Annotated in this window: 14 protein-coding genes; 2 read left to right on the top strand and 12 right to left on the bottom strand. The window is 72.0% G+C overall.

Translation table 11 applies throughout. The features are described from left to right. Nucleotides 1–169: 169 nt before the first annotated feature. The 3 genes from E1212_RS27295 to E1212_RS27285 form a co-directional block, all read right to left on the bottom strand. The gene (locus tag E1212_RS27295) at nucleotides 170–2,059 is read right to left on the bottom strand and encodes an ABC transporter ATP-binding protein (RefSeq protein WP_131988399.1); all 1,890 of its coding nucleotides are present in this window, start codon (nucleotides 2,057–2,059) and stop codon (nucleotides 170–172) included. A gap of 588 nt (nucleotides 2,060–2,647) precedes the next feature. Next, nucleotides 2,648–2,869: a helix-turn-helix domain-containing protein gene (locus E1212_RS27290; RefSeq protein WP_074946318.1), complete on the bottom strand. Its 222-nt coding sequence runs from the start codon at nucleotides 2,867–2,869 to the stop codon at nucleotides 2,648–2,650. Nucleotides 2,870–2,994: 125 nt separating this feature from the next. Further along, nucleotides 2,995–4,593 (bottom strand): ABC-F family ATP-binding cassette domain-containing protein, encoded by a 1,599-nt coding sequence (locus E1212_RS27285; protein WP_131988395.1) that lies wholly within the window; start codon nucleotides 4,591–4,593, stop codon nucleotides 2,995–2,997. Between the two features lie 110 nt (nucleotides 4,594–4,703). Here E1212_RS27285 and ypfJ point away from each other — a divergent pair, with 110 nt between their 5' ends. Both ypfJ and E1212_RS27275 read left to right on the top strand, forming a co-directional pair. Then, nucleotides 4,704–5,600, top strand: coding sequence for a KPN_02809 family neutral zinc metallopeptidase (ypfJ, locus tag E1212_RS27280; protein WP_131988393.1), 897 nt, complete (start codon nucleotides 4,704–4,706; stop codon nucleotides 5,598–5,600). 13 nt (nucleotides 5,601–5,613) lie between these two features. Next, nucleotides 5,614–6,288, top strand: a complete 675-nt coding sequence (locus E1212_RS27275; protein WP_131988391.1) for an energy-coupling factor ABC transporter ATP-binding protein — start codon at nucleotides 5,614–5,616, stop codon at nucleotides 6,286–6,288. Between the two features lie 544 nt (nucleotides 6,289–6,832). Here E1212_RS27275 and E1212_RS27270 read toward each other — a convergent pair. The 9 genes from E1212_RS27270 to E1212_RS27235 form a co-directional block, all read right to left on the bottom strand. Continuing rightward, nucleotides 6,833–8,854: a primosomal protein N' gene (locus tag E1212_RS27270; protein ID WP_131988389.1), complete on the bottom strand. Its 2,022-nt coding sequence runs from the start codon at nucleotides 8,852–8,854 to the stop codon at nucleotides 6,833–6,835. Between the two features lie 49 nt (nucleotides 8,855–8,903). Then, nucleotides 8,904–9,047 carry a hypothetical protein gene (locus E1212_RS29740; protein ID WP_162605656.1) on the bottom strand — a complete coding sequence of 48 codons (144 nt, stop codon included), beginning with the start codon at nucleotides 9,045–9,047 and terminating at the stop codon, nucleotides 8,904–8,906. Between the two features lie 177 nt (nucleotides 9,048–9,224). Further along, nucleotides 9,225–10,415, bottom strand: coding sequence for a methionine adenosyltransferase (metK, locus tag E1212_RS27265; protein WP_131988387.1), 1,191 nt, complete (start codon nucleotides 10,413–10,415; stop codon nucleotides 9,225–9,227). 418 nt (nucleotides 10,416–10,833) lie between these two features. Then, complete coding sequence (gene coaBC / locus E1212_RS27260) at nucleotides 10,834–12,039, bottom strand: bifunctional phosphopantothenoylcysteine decarboxylase/phosphopantothenate--cysteine ligase CoaBC (RefSeq protein ID WP_131988385.1); 1,206 nt, start codon at nucleotides 12,037–12,039, stop codon at nucleotides 10,834–10,836. Between the two features lie 31 nt (nucleotides 12,040–12,070). Continuing rightward, on the bottom strand, nucleotides 12,071–12,403 hold the full coding sequence (gene rpoZ / locus E1212_RS27255) for a DNA-directed RNA polymerase subunit omega (protein WP_420814445.1): 333 nt from the start codon (nucleotides 12,401–12,403) through the stop codon (nucleotides 12,071–12,073). Between the two features lie 2 nt (nucleotides 12,404–12,405). Continuing rightward, nucleotides 12,406–13,008 carry a guanylate kinase gene (gmk, locus tag E1212_RS27250; RefSeq protein ID WP_131988381.1) on the bottom strand — a complete coding sequence of 201 codons (603 nt, stop codon included), beginning with the start codon at nucleotides 13,006–13,008 and terminating at the stop codon, nucleotides 12,406–12,408. Next, nucleotides 13,005–13,319: an integration host factor, actinobacterial type gene (gene mihF / locus E1212_RS27245; RefSeq protein WP_026875881.1), complete on the bottom strand. Its 315-nt coding sequence runs from the start codon at nucleotides 13,317–13,319 to the stop codon at nucleotides 13,005–13,007. Before mihF ends, gmk begins: the two co-directional genes overlap by 4 nt. A gap of 185 nt (nucleotides 13,320–13,504) precedes the next feature. Continuing rightward, nucleotides 13,505–14,371 (bottom strand): orotidine-5'-phosphate decarboxylase, encoded by an 867-nt coding sequence (gene pyrF / locus E1212_RS27240; RefSeq protein WP_131988379.1) that lies wholly within the window; start codon nucleotides 14,369–14,371, stop codon nucleotides 13,505–13,507. A gap of 133 nt (nucleotides 14,372–14,504) precedes the next feature. Next, the gene (locus E1212_RS27235) at nucleotides 14,505–15,578 is read right to left on the bottom strand and encodes a quinone-dependent dihydroorotate dehydrogenase (protein ID WP_203417316.1); all 1,074 of its coding nucleotides are present in this window, start codon (nucleotides 15,576–15,578) and stop codon (nucleotides 14,505–14,507) included. Nucleotides 15,579–15,677 lie beyond the last annotated feature (99 nt).

The following is a 15,677-nucleotide window of genomic DNA, read 5'->3' as shown; positions in this document are numbered from 1 at the left end:
CCTGATCGCCAAACACCTCGACAACAAAGGCAAACGCGGCGCCATGCGCGTGCTCAAACGCCACCTCACCGACGTCATCCACCGCACGCTCCGCCGCGACATCCCACCGCTGACCTGCCACCAGCCAACCGCTTGACATAGAAGCGTCATTCCGAGGCCGGCGTCGTGGTCAGGGGGCGGGGGCCGAGGCGTCCTGCAGGGCGAACTGGGTGCGGTAGAGCTCGGCGTAGGTGCCACCGGCGGCGAGCAGCTGCTCGTGGGTGCCGCGCTCGACGATGCGGCCGCCGTCGATGACGAGGATGGTGTCGGCGCCGCGGATGGTCGACAGCCGGTGCGCGATGACCAGCGACGTGCGCCCGGCCAGTGCAGTCTCGAGGGCCTGCTGGACCGCCGCCTCGGACTCGGAGTCGAGGTGCGCCGTCGCCTCGTCGAGGACGACCACGCGGGGCGCCTTGAGCAGCAGCCGGGCGATGGCCAGCCGCTGCTTCTCGCCCCCGGAGAGCCGGTAGCCGCGGTCGCCGACGATGGTCTCGAGGCCCTCGGGCAGCGACCGGACCAGCGGGGCGATCTGGGCCGCCTGCAGCGCCGCCCACAGCTCGTCGTCGTCGGCGCCGGGACGGGCGTAGGCGAGGTTGTAGCGGATGGTGTCGTGGAACATGTGCGCGTCCTGGGTGACGACGCCGACCGCCTCGTGCAGCGACTCGAGCGTGACGTCGCGCAGATCGCGGCCGCCCACCCGGACCACGCCGGCGGTGGGGTCGTAGAGCCGAGACACCAGGTGCGTGATGGTCGACTTGCCGGCGCCGGACGGGCCGACCAGCGCGACCAGTTCGCCCGGCGCGACCTCGAACGAGACGCCGTTGAGGACCGGCTCGGGCGACGCCGCGACGGGCCGGGCCACCGACTCGAGCGAGGCGAGCGAGACGTCGTCGGCGCCGGGGTAACCGAACTCGACGTCCTCGAAGCGGACCGACAGCTGCTCGTCGCCGGCCGGGAGCGGCCGGGCGCCGGGGGTGTCGCGCACCATGGGCGGCAGGTCGAGCACCTCGAAGACCCGCTCGAAGCTCACCAGGGCGGTCATGATGTCGACCTGGACGTTCGAGAGCGCCGTCAACGGCCCGTAGAGACGGGTCAGCAGCGCCGCCAGCGCGACCAGCGTGCCGACCTCGAGCGTGCCGCCGATGGTCAGCCAGCCGCCGACGCCGTAGACCACCGCTGTCGCCAGCGAGGCCAGGAACGTCAGGCCGAGGAAGAAGTAGCGCGCGTAGAGCGCCTGGACGATGCCGATGTCGCGGACCCGGCCGGCCGCCGCGCCGAACGCGGCGTTCTCGTCCTGGTAGCGGCCGAAGATCTTGACCAGCAGCGCGCCGGAGACGTTGAACCGCTCGGTCATGGTCTGGCTCATGGCAGCGTTGAGCTGCATGGACTCGCGGGAGATGTCGGCCAGCTTGCGGCCGATGAACCGGGCCGGCAGGAGGAACAGCGGCACCAGAACGAGCACGATGAGGGTGATCTGCCACGACAGCACGATCATGGCGCCCAGCGCCAGCACCAGCGTGACGAAGTTGCTCACGACCTGCGAGAGCGTGCCGGTGAACGCCTGCTGCGCGCCGATGACGTCGCTGTTGAGCCGCGAGACCAGCGAGCCGGTCTGGGTGCGCGTGAAGAACGCGACCGGCTGGCGCTGCACGTGGTCGAAGACCTGGCGGCGCAGGTCGAAGATGAGGCCCTCGCCGACCCGCGCCGACATCCAGCGGCCCAGCAGGCCCAGGATGACGTCGACGACGGCGAGCCCGGCGACCGCGAGGGCGGCCCCGACGACCACCGCACGGTCACCGGCGCTGACACCGTCGTCGATGAGGACCTTCAGCAGCAGCGGGACGGCGGCCGCGGAGGCGGCCGCGAGGATGGTGGTGCCGAGGAACACGGACAGCTGGAAGCGGTACGGCCGGCCGTAGCCGGCGATGCGCTTGACGGTCCCCCGGGCCAGCCGCTGGTGCGTGACCGACTGGTCGCTCGAGAACGACCTGGAGGCCCGCCAGGCATGGCCCATTCCCATCGACACCGGCGTCGACCTCCTCCACGTCCGCTGGGTCCATCATCCGACTCGCCGCCGACAACGTCGGCCACGAGAACGTTTCTTCCCGCGTTCGCTCAGAGCATGTCGCCGGCTATCGGCCGGCACCAATGGTCACCCACGGTGACCGAATGGCCGTTGTCCGGATCCAATTAGCGGACACCAAGCCGTCACGCACCGTGACAGAACGAACTCGCGACGGCCACTGAGACTGCCTTCACGTCACTCTCAGTGAAAGCACACCGATATCTCGGGCAATGATGCGATTCAAGATCAACAGTGCGGAGTGCGACCGTTTAGGGCTGCCCGATATGTCGGATTCGCCTGACGGGCGCAACCGACTGCGACCCCGGATCGACTGACGGAATGAAGGACTCCTCGGGTTCGAGTGCGACGACTCGAATAACCCGCCCGGACGATGCACCGGTCAAGGACTCGGTGGATCGCCGCCGCATCGCCCGCAGAGGCGTGCGCGCCGGGGATCGCGCCATGGGTGACGAAGCGTTCATCGGGGTGATCGAGCTGCTGGAGGCCACCCTCCTCCGGCATCTCGACCAACTAGGGGCTGGTTCAGGCCTGCTTCTTCGCCTTGCCTCGAGTGGCCCCTCCACGGCCTCGTAGGTTGACCCCGGACTCGGACAGAACCCGGTGGACGAACCCGTAGGAACGCCCGGTTTCGGTGGCGAGCTCGCGGATGCTCCGGCCACCTTCGTACTTCTTCTTCAGGTCAGAGGCGAGCTTGTCACGCTGCCCCCCACTGATCCGCGCGCCTTTTACCAACTTCTCGGCCACGCGTCCTCCCGTTTCGTCGTCCTGCATGACAGATGACAATGATCCGCTTCATTGCGCATTTTCGCCACTCGAAGCACCGATCGGGTCTCCGAGGAACGAAAAAGGCGCAGCCTGGATCGACATCTCTATGCGAGTGAGACGAGCTCCGCATAGTCAGGGTTCCACAGATCTTCGACTCCGTCGGGCAGCAGCACGACCCGCTCGGGGCTCAGTGCCTCGACGGCGCCTTCGTCGTGGGTCACCAGGACGATCGCGCCGGCGAACGAGCGCAGCGCGGCCAGCACCTCCTCGCGGGAGGCGGGATCGAGGTTGTTGGTCGGCTCGTCCAGCAGCAGCACGTTGGCGCTGGACACGACCAGGGAGGCCAGCGCCAGCCGGGTCTTCTCGCCGCCGGACAGCACGCCGGCCGGTTTGTCGACCGCGTCGCCGGAGAACAGGAACGAACCGAGCACGCGGCGAGCCTCGAGCTCAGGGAGGTCCGGCGCCGAGGTGCGCAGGTTCTCGAGCACCGTTCGCGAGGTGTCGAGCGTCTCGTGCTCCTGGGCGTAGTAGCCCAGCCGCAGGCCGTGGCCGGGCTCGACGGCGCCGGTGTCGGCCGGCTCGAGGCCGGCCAGCAGCCGCAGCAGCGTCGTCTTGCCGGCGCCGTTGAGGCCCAGGATGACGACCCGGCTGCCGCGGTCGATGGCGAGGTCGACGTCGGTGAAGATCTCGAGCGACCCGTACGACTTCGACAGCCCGGTGGCCATCAGCGGCGTCTTGCCACAAGGCGCGGGGTCGGGGAAGCGCAGCTTGGCCACCTTGTCGGAGCGGCGCTGGTCCTCGAGGCCGGAGAGCAGCCGCTGCGCCCGGCGGTCCATGTTCTGCGCCGCCGTGGCCTTGGTGGCCTTGTAGCGCATACGGTCGGCCTGCGCCTTGAGAGCGGCGGCCTTCTTCTCCGCGTTCGCCCGCTCGCGGTGCCGCCGTCGCTCATCGGTCTCGCGCTGGGCGAGGTACGCCGTCCAGCCGATGTTGTAGACGTCGAGGGCCGCGCGGTTGGCGTCGAGGTGGAAGACGCGGTTGACCGTCTTGTCGAGCAGCGCGACGTCGTGGCTGATGACCACCAGGCCGCCCTTGTAGGCGCGCAGGAAGTCGCGCAGCCACACGATGGAGTCGGCGTCGAGGTGGTTGGTCGGCTCGTCCAGGAGCAGCGTCTCGGCGTCGGAGAACAGGATGCGGGCCAGCTCGACCCGGCGCCGCTGCCCGCCCGAGAGCGTCTTCAGCGGCTGCGTGAGCACGCGGTCGGCCAGCCCGAGGCTGGCCGCGATGGTGGCGGCCTCGCTCTCGACGGCATACCCGCCGGCGGCCAGGAACTCGGCCTCGAGGCGGGCGTAACGGCGCATGCCGCGCTCGTGCTCGTCCTGGTCGCTGGAGGCCATCTGCTTCTCGGCCTTGCGCATGCCGGCGACGACGGCGTCGAGCCCGCGGGCGCTCAGGATGCGGTCGCGGGCGATGACCTCCGGATCGCCGGCGCGCGGATCCTGCGGGAGGTACCCGATGGGGCCCGTGCGGACGACGGTGCCGGCGGCCGGCTGGCCCTCGTCGGCCATGATGCGGGTGAGCGTCGTCTTGCCGGCGCCGTTGCGCCCGACCAGGCCGACCTTGTCGCCGGGGCCGATGCGGAAGCTGGCGTCTTCGAGAAGTACCTGCGCGCCTGCGCGCACTTCGAGCTGATGAGCGGTGATCATGTCAGGGTGAATTCTCCGTGGTGGCCTCGCGTGGGGTGGGTAATCGGCACAGCACGATCAGTCCGCCACGGGCATCATGGTGGGCAGTCTACGCGGGAGGTGAATCGGCCATGAAGTTCAACCGGCGAGCACGCCTGGATCCTTCCCAGGTGTCCGACCAGCGCGGCCGGCGCCCGGCCGGCCGCACCGCGGCGGCCGGCGGCGGCATCGGCGTAGTGATCATCGCGCTGATCGCGCTGCTCACCGGCACGAACCCGGCCGACGTCCTCGGCAGCGGCGACGCCCCCGCCATCCAGGCCGAGCCCGGGTCGGAGGGCGAGCTCGAGCGCGAGTGCCAGACAGTGGCCGACATCGACGAGAACGCCGACTGCCGCTTCGTGCTGTACGTCAACTCCGCGCAGGCGTTCTGGGAGGACTACTTCGCCGCGGCCGGCGAGCAGTACTCCCCCGCCCAGACGACGTTCTTCACCTCGTCCGTCACCACCCGGTGCGGCACGGCGTCGTCGCAGGTGGGGCCGTTCTACTGCCCTGGCGACCAGAACGTGTATCTCGACCTCGGCTTCTTCGACCAGCTGCGCACCACCTACGGCGGCCCCAGCGGCCAGTTCGCCGAGGCCTACGTGCTGGCCCACGAGTACGGCCACCACGTGCAGAACCTCACCGGCCAGATGCAGCGCGTCCGCACCCAGTCCGGGCCCGACTCCGACGCGGTGCGCCTGGAGCTGCAGGCCGACTGCTACGCCGGCATGTGGGCGCACCACGCCACCACGGCCGACGACGGCTCCGGCCAGCCGCTCATCACCGAGCTGACCCAGCAGGACATCGCCGACGCGCTGGCCGCCGCCAACACCGTCGGCGACGACTACATCCAAGAGCGATTCCAGGGCACCGTCACGCCGGAGTCGTGGACGCACGGGTCCAGCGACCAGCGCCAGCAGTGGTTCACCACCGGTCTCGAGACCGGCGACATCGCCGCCTGCGACACCTTCGCCGCTTCGACGCTGTGATGTCATAGCCGGTGTGATCGAGGTCGACGGCGTCACGCACCGGTACGGCGACCGCACGGTCCTCCGCTCGGTGAGCGTGACGCTGACCGAGCAGCGGGTCGGTGTCATCGGCGCCAACGGGTCGGGCAAGTCGACGTTCGCGCGGCTGCTCAACGGCCTGGTGCTGCCGACGACGGGGTCCGTGACGGTCGACGGGCTGTCGACCCGGGGCCGGTCGGGCGCCGAGGTGCGGCGGTCGGTCGGCTTCGTGTTCACCGACCCCGACGCGCAGATCCTGATGCCGACGGTGGCCGAGGACGTCGCGTTCGGGCTGCGCGGACTGCCGCCGTCGTCGGTGGCGTCACGGGTCGCCGAGGCGCTGTCGTCGTTCGGCCTCGACGGGCACGCCGACCACCCGGCGCACCTGCTGTCCGGCGGGCAGAAGCAGCTGCTGGCTCTGTGTTCGGTGCTGGTGACGGAGCCCAAGGTGCTGGTCTGCGACGAGCCGACGACGCTGCTGGACCTGCGCAACACCCGTCGCATCCTGGCGCTGCTGGCAGACCTGCCGCAGCGGGTGGTCCTGGTGACGCACGACCTCGACGCCGTGCTGGCGATGGACCGGGTGCTGGTGTTCGACGAGGGCCGCATCGTGTTCGACGGCGTGCCTGCGGCGGCCGTCGACTTCTACGTGGACCTCGCGTCACGGTGAGGCTCGGGGTTGGCGCCCCGTCCCCCTTGCTGCCCATTCTCTTGACCCCGGGCACCCGCCTCAAGCCGGCGCCCTCTGTGGTTGCTTCGCTGCTGTGCTTGCGGGGCTTCGGCTTGACCCGGGCACCCGGGGCCTAAGAACGGGCAGCTATCAGGGGGACGGGGAGACCCTGGGCACGCCTCACCGCTTCGCGTGCCCGTTTCGTCCCGGTTCGCCGGGCTGTGCACCGCGATGATCATCGGCGATCCGCTACATCACCAGGCGTTCTGCCACATCACCAGGCATGCAGGCCTCGTGAAGCGGCAGAGAACCTCGTGATGGCCCCGCGAAACGCGCCAAATCCCACATCGCGGACGCACGCGGGCCCGCCAGGACCGTGCCCGTCGCCAGACTCCCCCCGTCCCCCTGATAGCTGCCCGTTCTTAGGCCCCGGACGGGCGGGTCAAGCGGACCCCACGGCGCGAAGCGCCACCAGGGTCCGCTTGAGGCGACCGTCCGGGGCTAAGAGAATGGGCAGCAGGGGGACGGGGGAACCCCACCGACCTCAACCGAAGTCGACCGGGTCGATGCGGACGCGCACCGACCCACCGGTCCGCCGGGCGGACCGGACGCCGGCCGCCGAGCGCAGGGCCGCGGCGAGCGCCGTCCCCGCACCCCGGGGCGCCCGGATCATGGCCCGGGCGCCGTCGTCGACCGCGACCGGGCCGATGACCTCGGCGTCGCCGGGCAGCTCGGCGTGCATCAGCAGGTCGTCGACGTCGGCGGCCGCGCCCGTCAGCTCGGCCACCCGGGCGGCCGGCGGCAGGTGCAACGCGGCACGCTCGGCCAGCTCGCGGGCGGCGAAGCCGGCCGGGTCCCAGCGGACCAGCGCCTGCACCGCCGGCGCGGAGGAGTCGGCGACCACGACGATCTCGCCGCCCATGGTGCCCGGCCGGACCAGCGCGGCCGCCCGGAGCCAGCGGCGCAGCGCTTCTTCGGCCGCGCGGAGGCTCGGCCGGGCCAGCAGCGCCGTCCCGTCGAGCAGCAGCGCCGCCGTGTACCCGCCGGCCGCGACCGGCTCGGCGCCCGGTGTCGACACCACCAGCGCCGGCTCCGCGCCCACCGAGTCGCGGACGGCGTCGCCGCGCGAGAGCAGCACGGGAACGCCGGGGAACGCCCGGCCCAGCTCCTCGGCGGTCCGCCGCACGCCCACCACCGTCGCCCGCAGCCCACCGTGCCCGCACTCGGAGCACCGCCACGACGGGTACGCCGTCGCGCACCAGGCGCACCGCGGCGGCTGGTCGGCCTGGCCCAGCACCAGTGGCCCCGAGCAGGCCGTGCACCGGGCCGGCGTGCGGCAGCGGGCGCACGCGACCCCGGGCAGATAGCCGGCCCGCGGCACCTGCACCAGCACCGGTCCGCGGCCCAGCCCTGCGCGGGCCGTGCGCCAGGCCAGCGACGGCAGCCGCGCGCTCCTGGCCGCCGTGTCGCGGACCTGCTCGTGGTCGTCGCCGCTGGTGTGGATGCGCGGCGACGCGGACCGGACGGCCGGCCGCGACGGCGCGACCGCCCGGGCCCAGCCCGTGGTCAGCAGCTGCTCCGCCTCGGCCGTGCGCGCGAACCCGCCGACGACGGCGGCGGCCCCGGCCTGGTGGGCGCGCAGCAGCAGCACCTCGCGGGCGTGCGGGTACGGCGCCCGCGGCTCGGCGTGGAGGTCGTCGCCGTCGTCCCAGAGGCAGACCAGCCCGAGGTCGTGCACCGGCGCGAACGCGGCCGACCGGGTGCCGACGACGGCGCGCACCGCGCCCCGTCGCACCGCCAGCCAGCGCTTGTACCGCGTGGACGGCCCGGCGTCGGCCTCGAGCTCCACGTGCTGACCCGCACCCAGCAGTGCCGCCAGCGCCGCCGACACCTGTGCGACGTCGCGGCCGTCGGGTACGACCACCAGCGCACCCCGTCCGCCGGACAGCGTGGCCGCGACCAGCCGGGCGATGAGGTCGGGCCAGTCGGCGGCCGGGCCGGGATTCCAGACGGCGCGCGGAGCGCCCCCGGCGGCCAGCGCGTCGAGCAGGGTGACGCCGTCGGCGTGCTCGGCCCAGCCGCCGGGGTCGGGCGTGGCCGGTGGGACGGGCGGATCGGGCGACACGGCCTTCTCGGCGGTGGCGTGCCGCGGCGGGACGGCCAGCCGGAGCACGTCGGAGACGGTGCCGGCGTAGCGGTCGGCGACGGCGCGGGCCAGGGAGGCGATCTCGGGCGCCAGCACCGGCTCCGGCGACACCACGCGGCGCAGCCGGGCGAGCTTGCCCTCGTGCTCGCTGTCGTCGGCGCGGGCGACGATGAAGCCGTCGTGGTCGGTGCCGGCGAACCGCACCGACACCCGCGCGCCGACGACGGCGGCGTCGGCCATGGACGCAGGCACGAGATAGTCGAACGGCCGGTCGAGGTGCGGCAGCCCGAGGTCGACCAGCACCCTGGCCACGGGCTGCGACTCCGCCACCGGCTCGGGCTCGCGGGTGCGGAACCGGCGCGGGCCGGGGGCGGCGACCAGCGCCAGCTGGTCGGTCTCGGCCGGCTCGGATGCGCTCACAGACCCGTTCTACCGCACGCGCGCGCCCGTTCCGCGGTTGTCCACAGGCTCAGCCGCGGACCGGTGTCGTGCACAGCCCCGCCTCGAGCAGCCGGTCGACCGCCGGCGACGGCTGCCCGTTCCTCGCCAGCAGGTCGTCGGCGGTGACGCTGACCGGCCGCTCCCCTTCCGGCGAGGAGAACGCGGACGTCACGGAACCCGAGCGTGCCGCCGGTGTGACCGTCGGCGAGGCCGCCGTCGGTGCGTGCGCACTCGGCCCGCAGCGCCTCCCCGGTCCGTCCTCCCGGCCGGCACAGCACCGTCGGCGAGGCCAGGGTGGTGTCGAACAGGGGCCGGCCCGGTGTCGTCCGGACCTCCATCGACGACGGCGTCAGCCGGCGGCCGCCTGCAACGCGTCGACGCGGTCGGTGCGCTCCCAGGTGAAGTCCGGCAGCTCGCGGCCGAAGTGACCGTAGGCGGCCGTCTGCGCGTAGATGGGCCGCTTGAGGTCGAGGTCGCGGATGATCGCGGCCGGTCGCAGGTCGAAGACCTCGGTGACGGCGCGCGAGATCCGATCGACGGGCACACGCTCGGTGCCGAAGCACTCGAGGAACAGGCCCACCGGCTCGGCCTTGCCGATGGCGTAGGCGACCTGCACCTCGCACCGCCTGGCCAGCCCGGCCGCGACGACGTTCTTGGCCACCCAGCGCATGGCGTAGGCGCCGGAGCGGTCGACCTTCGACGGGTCCTTGCCGCTGAACGCGCCGCCGCCGTGCCGGGCCATGCCGCCGTACGTGTCGATGATGATCTTCCGCCCGGTGAGGCCGGCGTCGCCCATGGGCCCGCCGATCTCGAACCGGCCGGTCGGGTTCACCAGCAGCCGGTAGTCGTGGTCGTCGAGGTCGAACGCCTCGAGCACCGGCTTGACGACCTGGTTCGCGATGTCCGGAGTGAGCAGCTGCTCGAGGTCGATGTTCGCCGCATGCTGCGTCGACACCACCACAGTGTCGAGACGGACCGGGCGGTCGCCGTCGTACTCGATGGTCACCTGCGTCTTGCCGTCGGGCCGCAGGTACGGCACCGCCCCCGACCGGCGCACCTCGGACAGCCGCTGCGCCAGCCGGTGCGCGACGATGATCGGCAACGGCATCAGCTCGGGCGTCTCGTCGCTCGCGTAGCCGAACATCAGCCCCTGGTCGCCCGCCCCCTGCAGGTCCAGCGGGTCGAGATCACCCTCGACACGATGCTCGTACGCGGTGTCCACGCCCTGCGCGATGTCCTGCGACTGCGACCCGATGGACACCGACACGCCACACGAGTAGCCGTCGAACCCCTTGGTCGAGGAGTCGTACCCGATGCCCAGGATGGTCTCGCGCACGATGCCCGGGATGTCGGCGTAGCCACTCGTGGTCACCTCGCCGGCCACATGCACCAGCCCGGTGGTCACCATGCACTCGACGGCGACCCGGCTGTTCGGGTCGTCCTTCAGCAGCGCGTCGAGCACCGCGTCACTGATCTGGTCACAGATCTTGTCCGGGTGACCTTCGGTGACGGATTCGGATGTGAACAAGCGGAGAGACAAGGTGGAGCCCCCTCGTGGCGCGGACCGTCGTCCGCGAAGACTAACTCTAGGTGAATGACCCGCGCTTCGGCCGTAGGTGTCCGCATGATGGATGGATTTGGGTCACATCCTGAGACGGCCTCGTCGGCTCATGGGGTATGCCGGGCGACCGTTCGTCGAAGTCGCGAGCTCGCCGGCCCGCTGCCGCTTCCATCGTCGGGGCGAAGGCAGCGTCAGGCGGCCTCAAGCTGGCCGGCCCCTCGGTGAGGCGATGTACTGCGGGACGTCCTGGCCGCCGACGGCGGCCCAGTACGCGTCCAGCTTCGACACCGTCTCAGGTGTCGACTCCACCACTGTAGTGCTGAAGCGTCCCAGCAGGGCGCGGCCCATTCGGTTCGAGACCGAGACGAGGGCATCCGCGCACTCAGCGGGAGCCGCGTCAGAGGCGATCGCGGACGAGGTCCCAGACGACGTGGGCGAGCGCGGACTTGGGGCCGCTCTCGACGGTGACGGAGCTGCCGTCGGCGCCGAGGATGACCGCGGCGTTGTCCTCGGACTCGAAGCCGCGGTCGGCGCCCACCTCGTTGACCACCAGCAGGTCGCAGCCCTTGGAGGCCAGCTTGGCCCGGCCGTGGTCGAGGACGCTGCCGGAGGCGTCGCCGGTCTCGGCGGCGAACCCGACGACGACCTGCGCAGGGCTGGGCCGGTGCGCGGCCAGGTGCGCCAGGATGTCGGCGTTGCGCTCGAGCTCGATGACCGGGGACGAGCCGTCGGCCGATTTCTTGATCTTGGTGTCGGCGTAGGCCGCCGGCCGGAAGTCGGCGACGGCGGCGGCCATGACGACGGCGTCGGCGTCGGCCGCCGCGGCCACCATGGCGTCGAACAGCTGCGCGGCGGACCCGACGCGGACGAGGTCGACGCCGGCGGGGTCGGGCAGCGCCACGTTGGCGGCGACCAGCGTGACCCTGGCGCCACGGGCGGCCGCGGCCCGGGCCAGCGCGTAGCCCTGCCGGCCGGACGAGCGGTTGCCCAGGAACCGGACCGGGTCGAGGTGCTCGCGGGTGCCGCCCGCGGACACGACGACGTGCCGGCCGGTCAGGTCGGGTCCGGCGCCGCCGCGGCCCAGCACGTCGGTGACGTAGTCGTAGATGTCGGCGGGCTCGGGCAGCCGGCCCTTGCCGGTGTCGGCGCCGGTGAGCCGGCCCACCGCGGGCTCGATGACGAGCGCGCCGCGTTTGCGCAGCGTCTCGACGTTGGCGACGGTGGCCGGGTGCTCCCACATCTCGGTGTGCATGGCCGGCACATAGACGACCGGGCCGCGCGCGGTCAGCAGCGTGGACGTCAGCAGGTCGTCGGCCATGCCGGCCGCCGCCCGGGCCATGAGGTCGGCCGTCGCGGGCGCGACCAGCACGAGGTCGGCGCGCCGGCCGATGCGCACGTGCGGCACCTCGTGCACGTCGTCGAAGACCTCGGTGTGCACCGGACGGCCCGACAACGCAGCCCAGGTCGGCTCTCCGACGAAGCGGAGGGCCGACCTGGTGGGGACGACGGTGACGACGTGGCCGGACTCGGTGAGCCGGCGCAGCACCTCGGCGACCTTGTACGCGGCGATGCCGCCCCCGACGCCCAGAACGATCTCTGCCATCAGCACCCTTCTCGGGCGACGGGAACGCGGATCAGCTCTGCTCGGCCGCGGGCTCTTCCGCCTTGACGACCGGCGCGACCGGGTCTTCGGCGTCGATGTCGTTGGGGTCGATGTGCTCGGCGGTGAGCAGGCCCGCGTCGATCTCGCGCAGCGCGATGGACAGCGGCTTCTCCTGCACGTGCGTCTCGACGAGCGGCCCGACGTACTCGAGCAGCCCCTCGCCGAGCTGCGAGTAGTAGGCGTTGATCTGCCGCGCCCGCTTGGCCGCGTAGATGACCAGGCCGTACTTGGAGTCGGTCTTGGCCAGCAGGTCGTCGATGGGTGGGAAAGTGATGCCCTCGGCAACGCCTTGGGTACCGGACACGCTCATGCCTCCGGGCTCGTCAAGTGGGGTGTTCGCATCAAGGCTACCAACTCTTCGCAAACCGTCTCGACGTCGGTGTTCACCAGCGTGACGTCGAACTCGGCCTCCGCGGCCAGTTCCTCGCGGGCGGTGGCCAGCCGTCGCTCGCGCTCGGCCTCCGTCTCGGTGCCGCGGCCGATGAGCCGGCGGACCAGCTCGTCCCAGCTCGGCGGCGCGAGGAACACGAACAGCGCGTCGGGGATGGTCTCCCTGACCTGGCGGGCACCCTGCAGGTCGATCTCGAGCAGCACCGAGTGGCCGTTCGCGAGCGCCCGCTCGACCGGTCCACGAGGCGTGCCATACTTCGCCCGCTTGTGGACGACGGCCCACTCGAGGAACTCGCCCTGCTCGATCATCTTGTCGAACGTGGCGTCGTCGACGAAGTGGTAGTGCTCACCGTCGATCTCGCGTGGCCGCGCCGGCCGGGTGGTGGTGGACACGGAGATCCACAACTCCGGATGGGCGGCGCGCAGCTTCTTGACGACGGTCGTCTTTCCTACCGCTGTCGGCCCCGACAGGACGATGACCCGCGGGGCCGACCGCGGATGGGACGTGTGCAGGCTCAACCGCCGAAACGCTCGATCAGCGCCGCCGACTGGTTGGCACCCAGGCCACGCACGCGACGGGTCTCGGCGATGCCGATCTCCTCCATGATCTGCTTGGCGCGGACCTTACCGACGCCGGGCATCGACTCGAGGAGGGCGGAAACCTTCATCTTGCCGATGACCTCATTCTTCTCGCCTTCTTTGAGCACGTCACCGAGACGGGCTCCGGCGTTCTTCAGGCGGTTCTTGACCTCCGCACGCTCCCGGCGAGCTTCGGCAGCCTTCTCGAGAGCGGCCGCGCGCTGTTCGGGAGTCAGGTTAGGGAGCGCCACGAGCGGGTCACCTCTGTTGTGTCGTTATGTGGATGTGGGCCCGACCACCGCGAACGGCGGCCTTGTTTGAGGAACCTAGCGAGTGAAGCACCAGGTCAGCAACGCAATCCACCGTACCTGTCCATATGAATCAGCGGTGCAAGGTCCCCCGCGTGTCGCGCCGGAAGTCCTCGGATCCACGCATGTCAGGCCCGCGTGGAGGCACGAAACAGCAGGTCACGGACGGCATCGATGGTTCGGCGGGCCGCGTCGCGGAGCGCCTGCGGGTCCGGTCCGGCGCCCAGGACCTCGCGCGAGGCGGACGGGACCACCTGCGGCAACGCGGCCCCGAACACGGTCGCGAGGTCGTCGACGGTGGCGCCCTGGGCGCCGATGCCAGGGGCCAGCAGCGGCCCGCCGACGGCGAGGTCCTCGCCGGTCCCGCCGGTCGTGGCGCCCACGACCACGCCGACGCTGCCGAGCGGCTCGTCGCCGGCCAGGACGGCCGCGTTGGCGGCACGGACGTGGTCGAGCACGGTGGCGGCGACGGTGCGGCCGTCGGGGCGGCGGGCGTGCTGCACCTCGGGGCCCTCGGGGTTGGACGTCAGCGCGAGCACGAAGACGCCGTTGCCGTGCGCCCGGGCGGTGTCGAGCACCGGGCGCAGCGACCCGAAGCCCAGGTACGGCGAGACGGTGACGGCGTCGGCGCACAACGGCGAGCGCGGGTCGCAGTAGGCGTCGGCGTAGGCCTGCATGGTCGAGCCGATGTCGCCGCGCTTCACGTCGAGCAGCACCAGCGCCCCCGTGCCCTTGGCGTCGGCGATGACCCGTTCGAGCACCGCGACGCCGCGCGACCCGTGCCGCTCGAAGAACGCCGACTGCGGCTTGAGCAGGGCGACGGTGTCGCCCAGCGCCTCGACGGCGGTGCGGGAGAACCGCTCCAGCCCGGCGACGTCGTCGTCGAGCCCCCAGGCCGTCAGCAGGCCCGGGTGCGGGTCGATGCCGGCGCAGAACGGCCCGCGCTCCCCCATCGCGACGTGCAGCCGCCGCCCGAACGACCTCGGCACGTTCATCGCCCCCCTCCCTCGACGTTGATCTTGGAGTAATGGCGGAGTTGCCGCCCGAAATGTCCGATGAATCCCGCAGTCACTCCAAGATCAACCTGGGCCGCGGGGACGGCGACCGCGGGGACGGCGAGGGCAGGAGTCACCGGTCCTCCTCGAGCAGGCGGGCGAGGTCGCGCTGGACGCGGGCCGGCCAGAACGGGCCGCCGTAGATGAATGCGGTGTAGGCCTGGACCAGTGTGGCACCGGCCCGCAGCCGCTCGTGAGCGTCCTGAGCGGTCGCGATGCCACCGACGGAGACCAGCGTGAGCTGCTCCCCCACGGCGCCGCGCAGGAGCCGCAGCACCTCGAGCGAGCGCTGGGCGAGCGGCGCGCCGGACAGCCCGCCGGCACCGGCCCGGTCGACGGCGATCGGCGTGGAGCGCAAACCGTCGCGGCCGATGGTGGTGTTGGTCGCGATGATGCCGTCGAGCTCGAGCTCGACCGCCAGCTTCGCGACCGCCAGGACGTCGTCGTCGCTCAGGTCGGGGGCGATCTTCACCAGCAGCGGCACCCGGCGCGACGTGACGGCGTCGGCCTGCGCCCGGACGGCGGTGAGCAGGGGCCGGAGCAGCTCGACGGCCTGCAGGTCGCGCAACCCCGGGGTGTTCGGTGAGCTGACGTTGACCACCAGGTAGTCGGCGTACGGCGCGAGCAGCCGGGTGCTGGCCTCGTAGTCGCCGATCGCCTCAGCCTCGGGCACGACCTTGGACTTGCCGATGTTGACGCCGACGACGACCGGCAGCGCACCCCGCCGGCGGCGTCGCCTCGCCAGCCGGGCGGCCACCACGGCGGCGCCGTCGTTGTTGAAGCCCATGCGGTTGACGACCGCGCGGTCGGCGACCAGGCGGTGCAGCCGCGGCCGCGGATTACCGGGCTGCGGGCGCCCGGTGACGGTCCCGACCTCGACGAACGCGAACCCGAGCGCGGCGAGCGCGTCGATGCCGGCCGCGTTCTTGTCGAACCCGGCGGCCAGCCCCAGCGGGCCCGGGAAGTGCAGCCCGAACGCCTCGACGCCTCGCGCTCCACCACCGGAGGGGAGGAGCCGGCGCCGTCCGTACCCGGCCAGCCCCGGCACCCGCGCCGCCAGCCGCATGGCCGCGAAGGCCCCTCGGTGCGCCGTCTCGGCGTCGAGCTTCGACAGCACCCGCCGGAACAGCAGGTCGTACGCCGTCACGCCGCACCCTCCCCCGTTGATGGAGTACCCGTGGAACTGCCGTCCGGAACGTCCGATGAATCCCCCGAAAACTCCACGATCGACTTCGGTGGGTGGGCG

The sequence above is a fragment of the Jiangella ureilytica genome (genome assembly GCF_004348545.1).
In the GTDB taxonomy this organism is placed as follows: domain Bacteria; phylum Actinomycetota; class Actinomycetes; order Jiangellales; family Jiangellaceae; genus Jiangella; species Jiangella ureilytica.
This window is presented reverse-complemented; position numbering and strand designations above follow the sequence as displayed.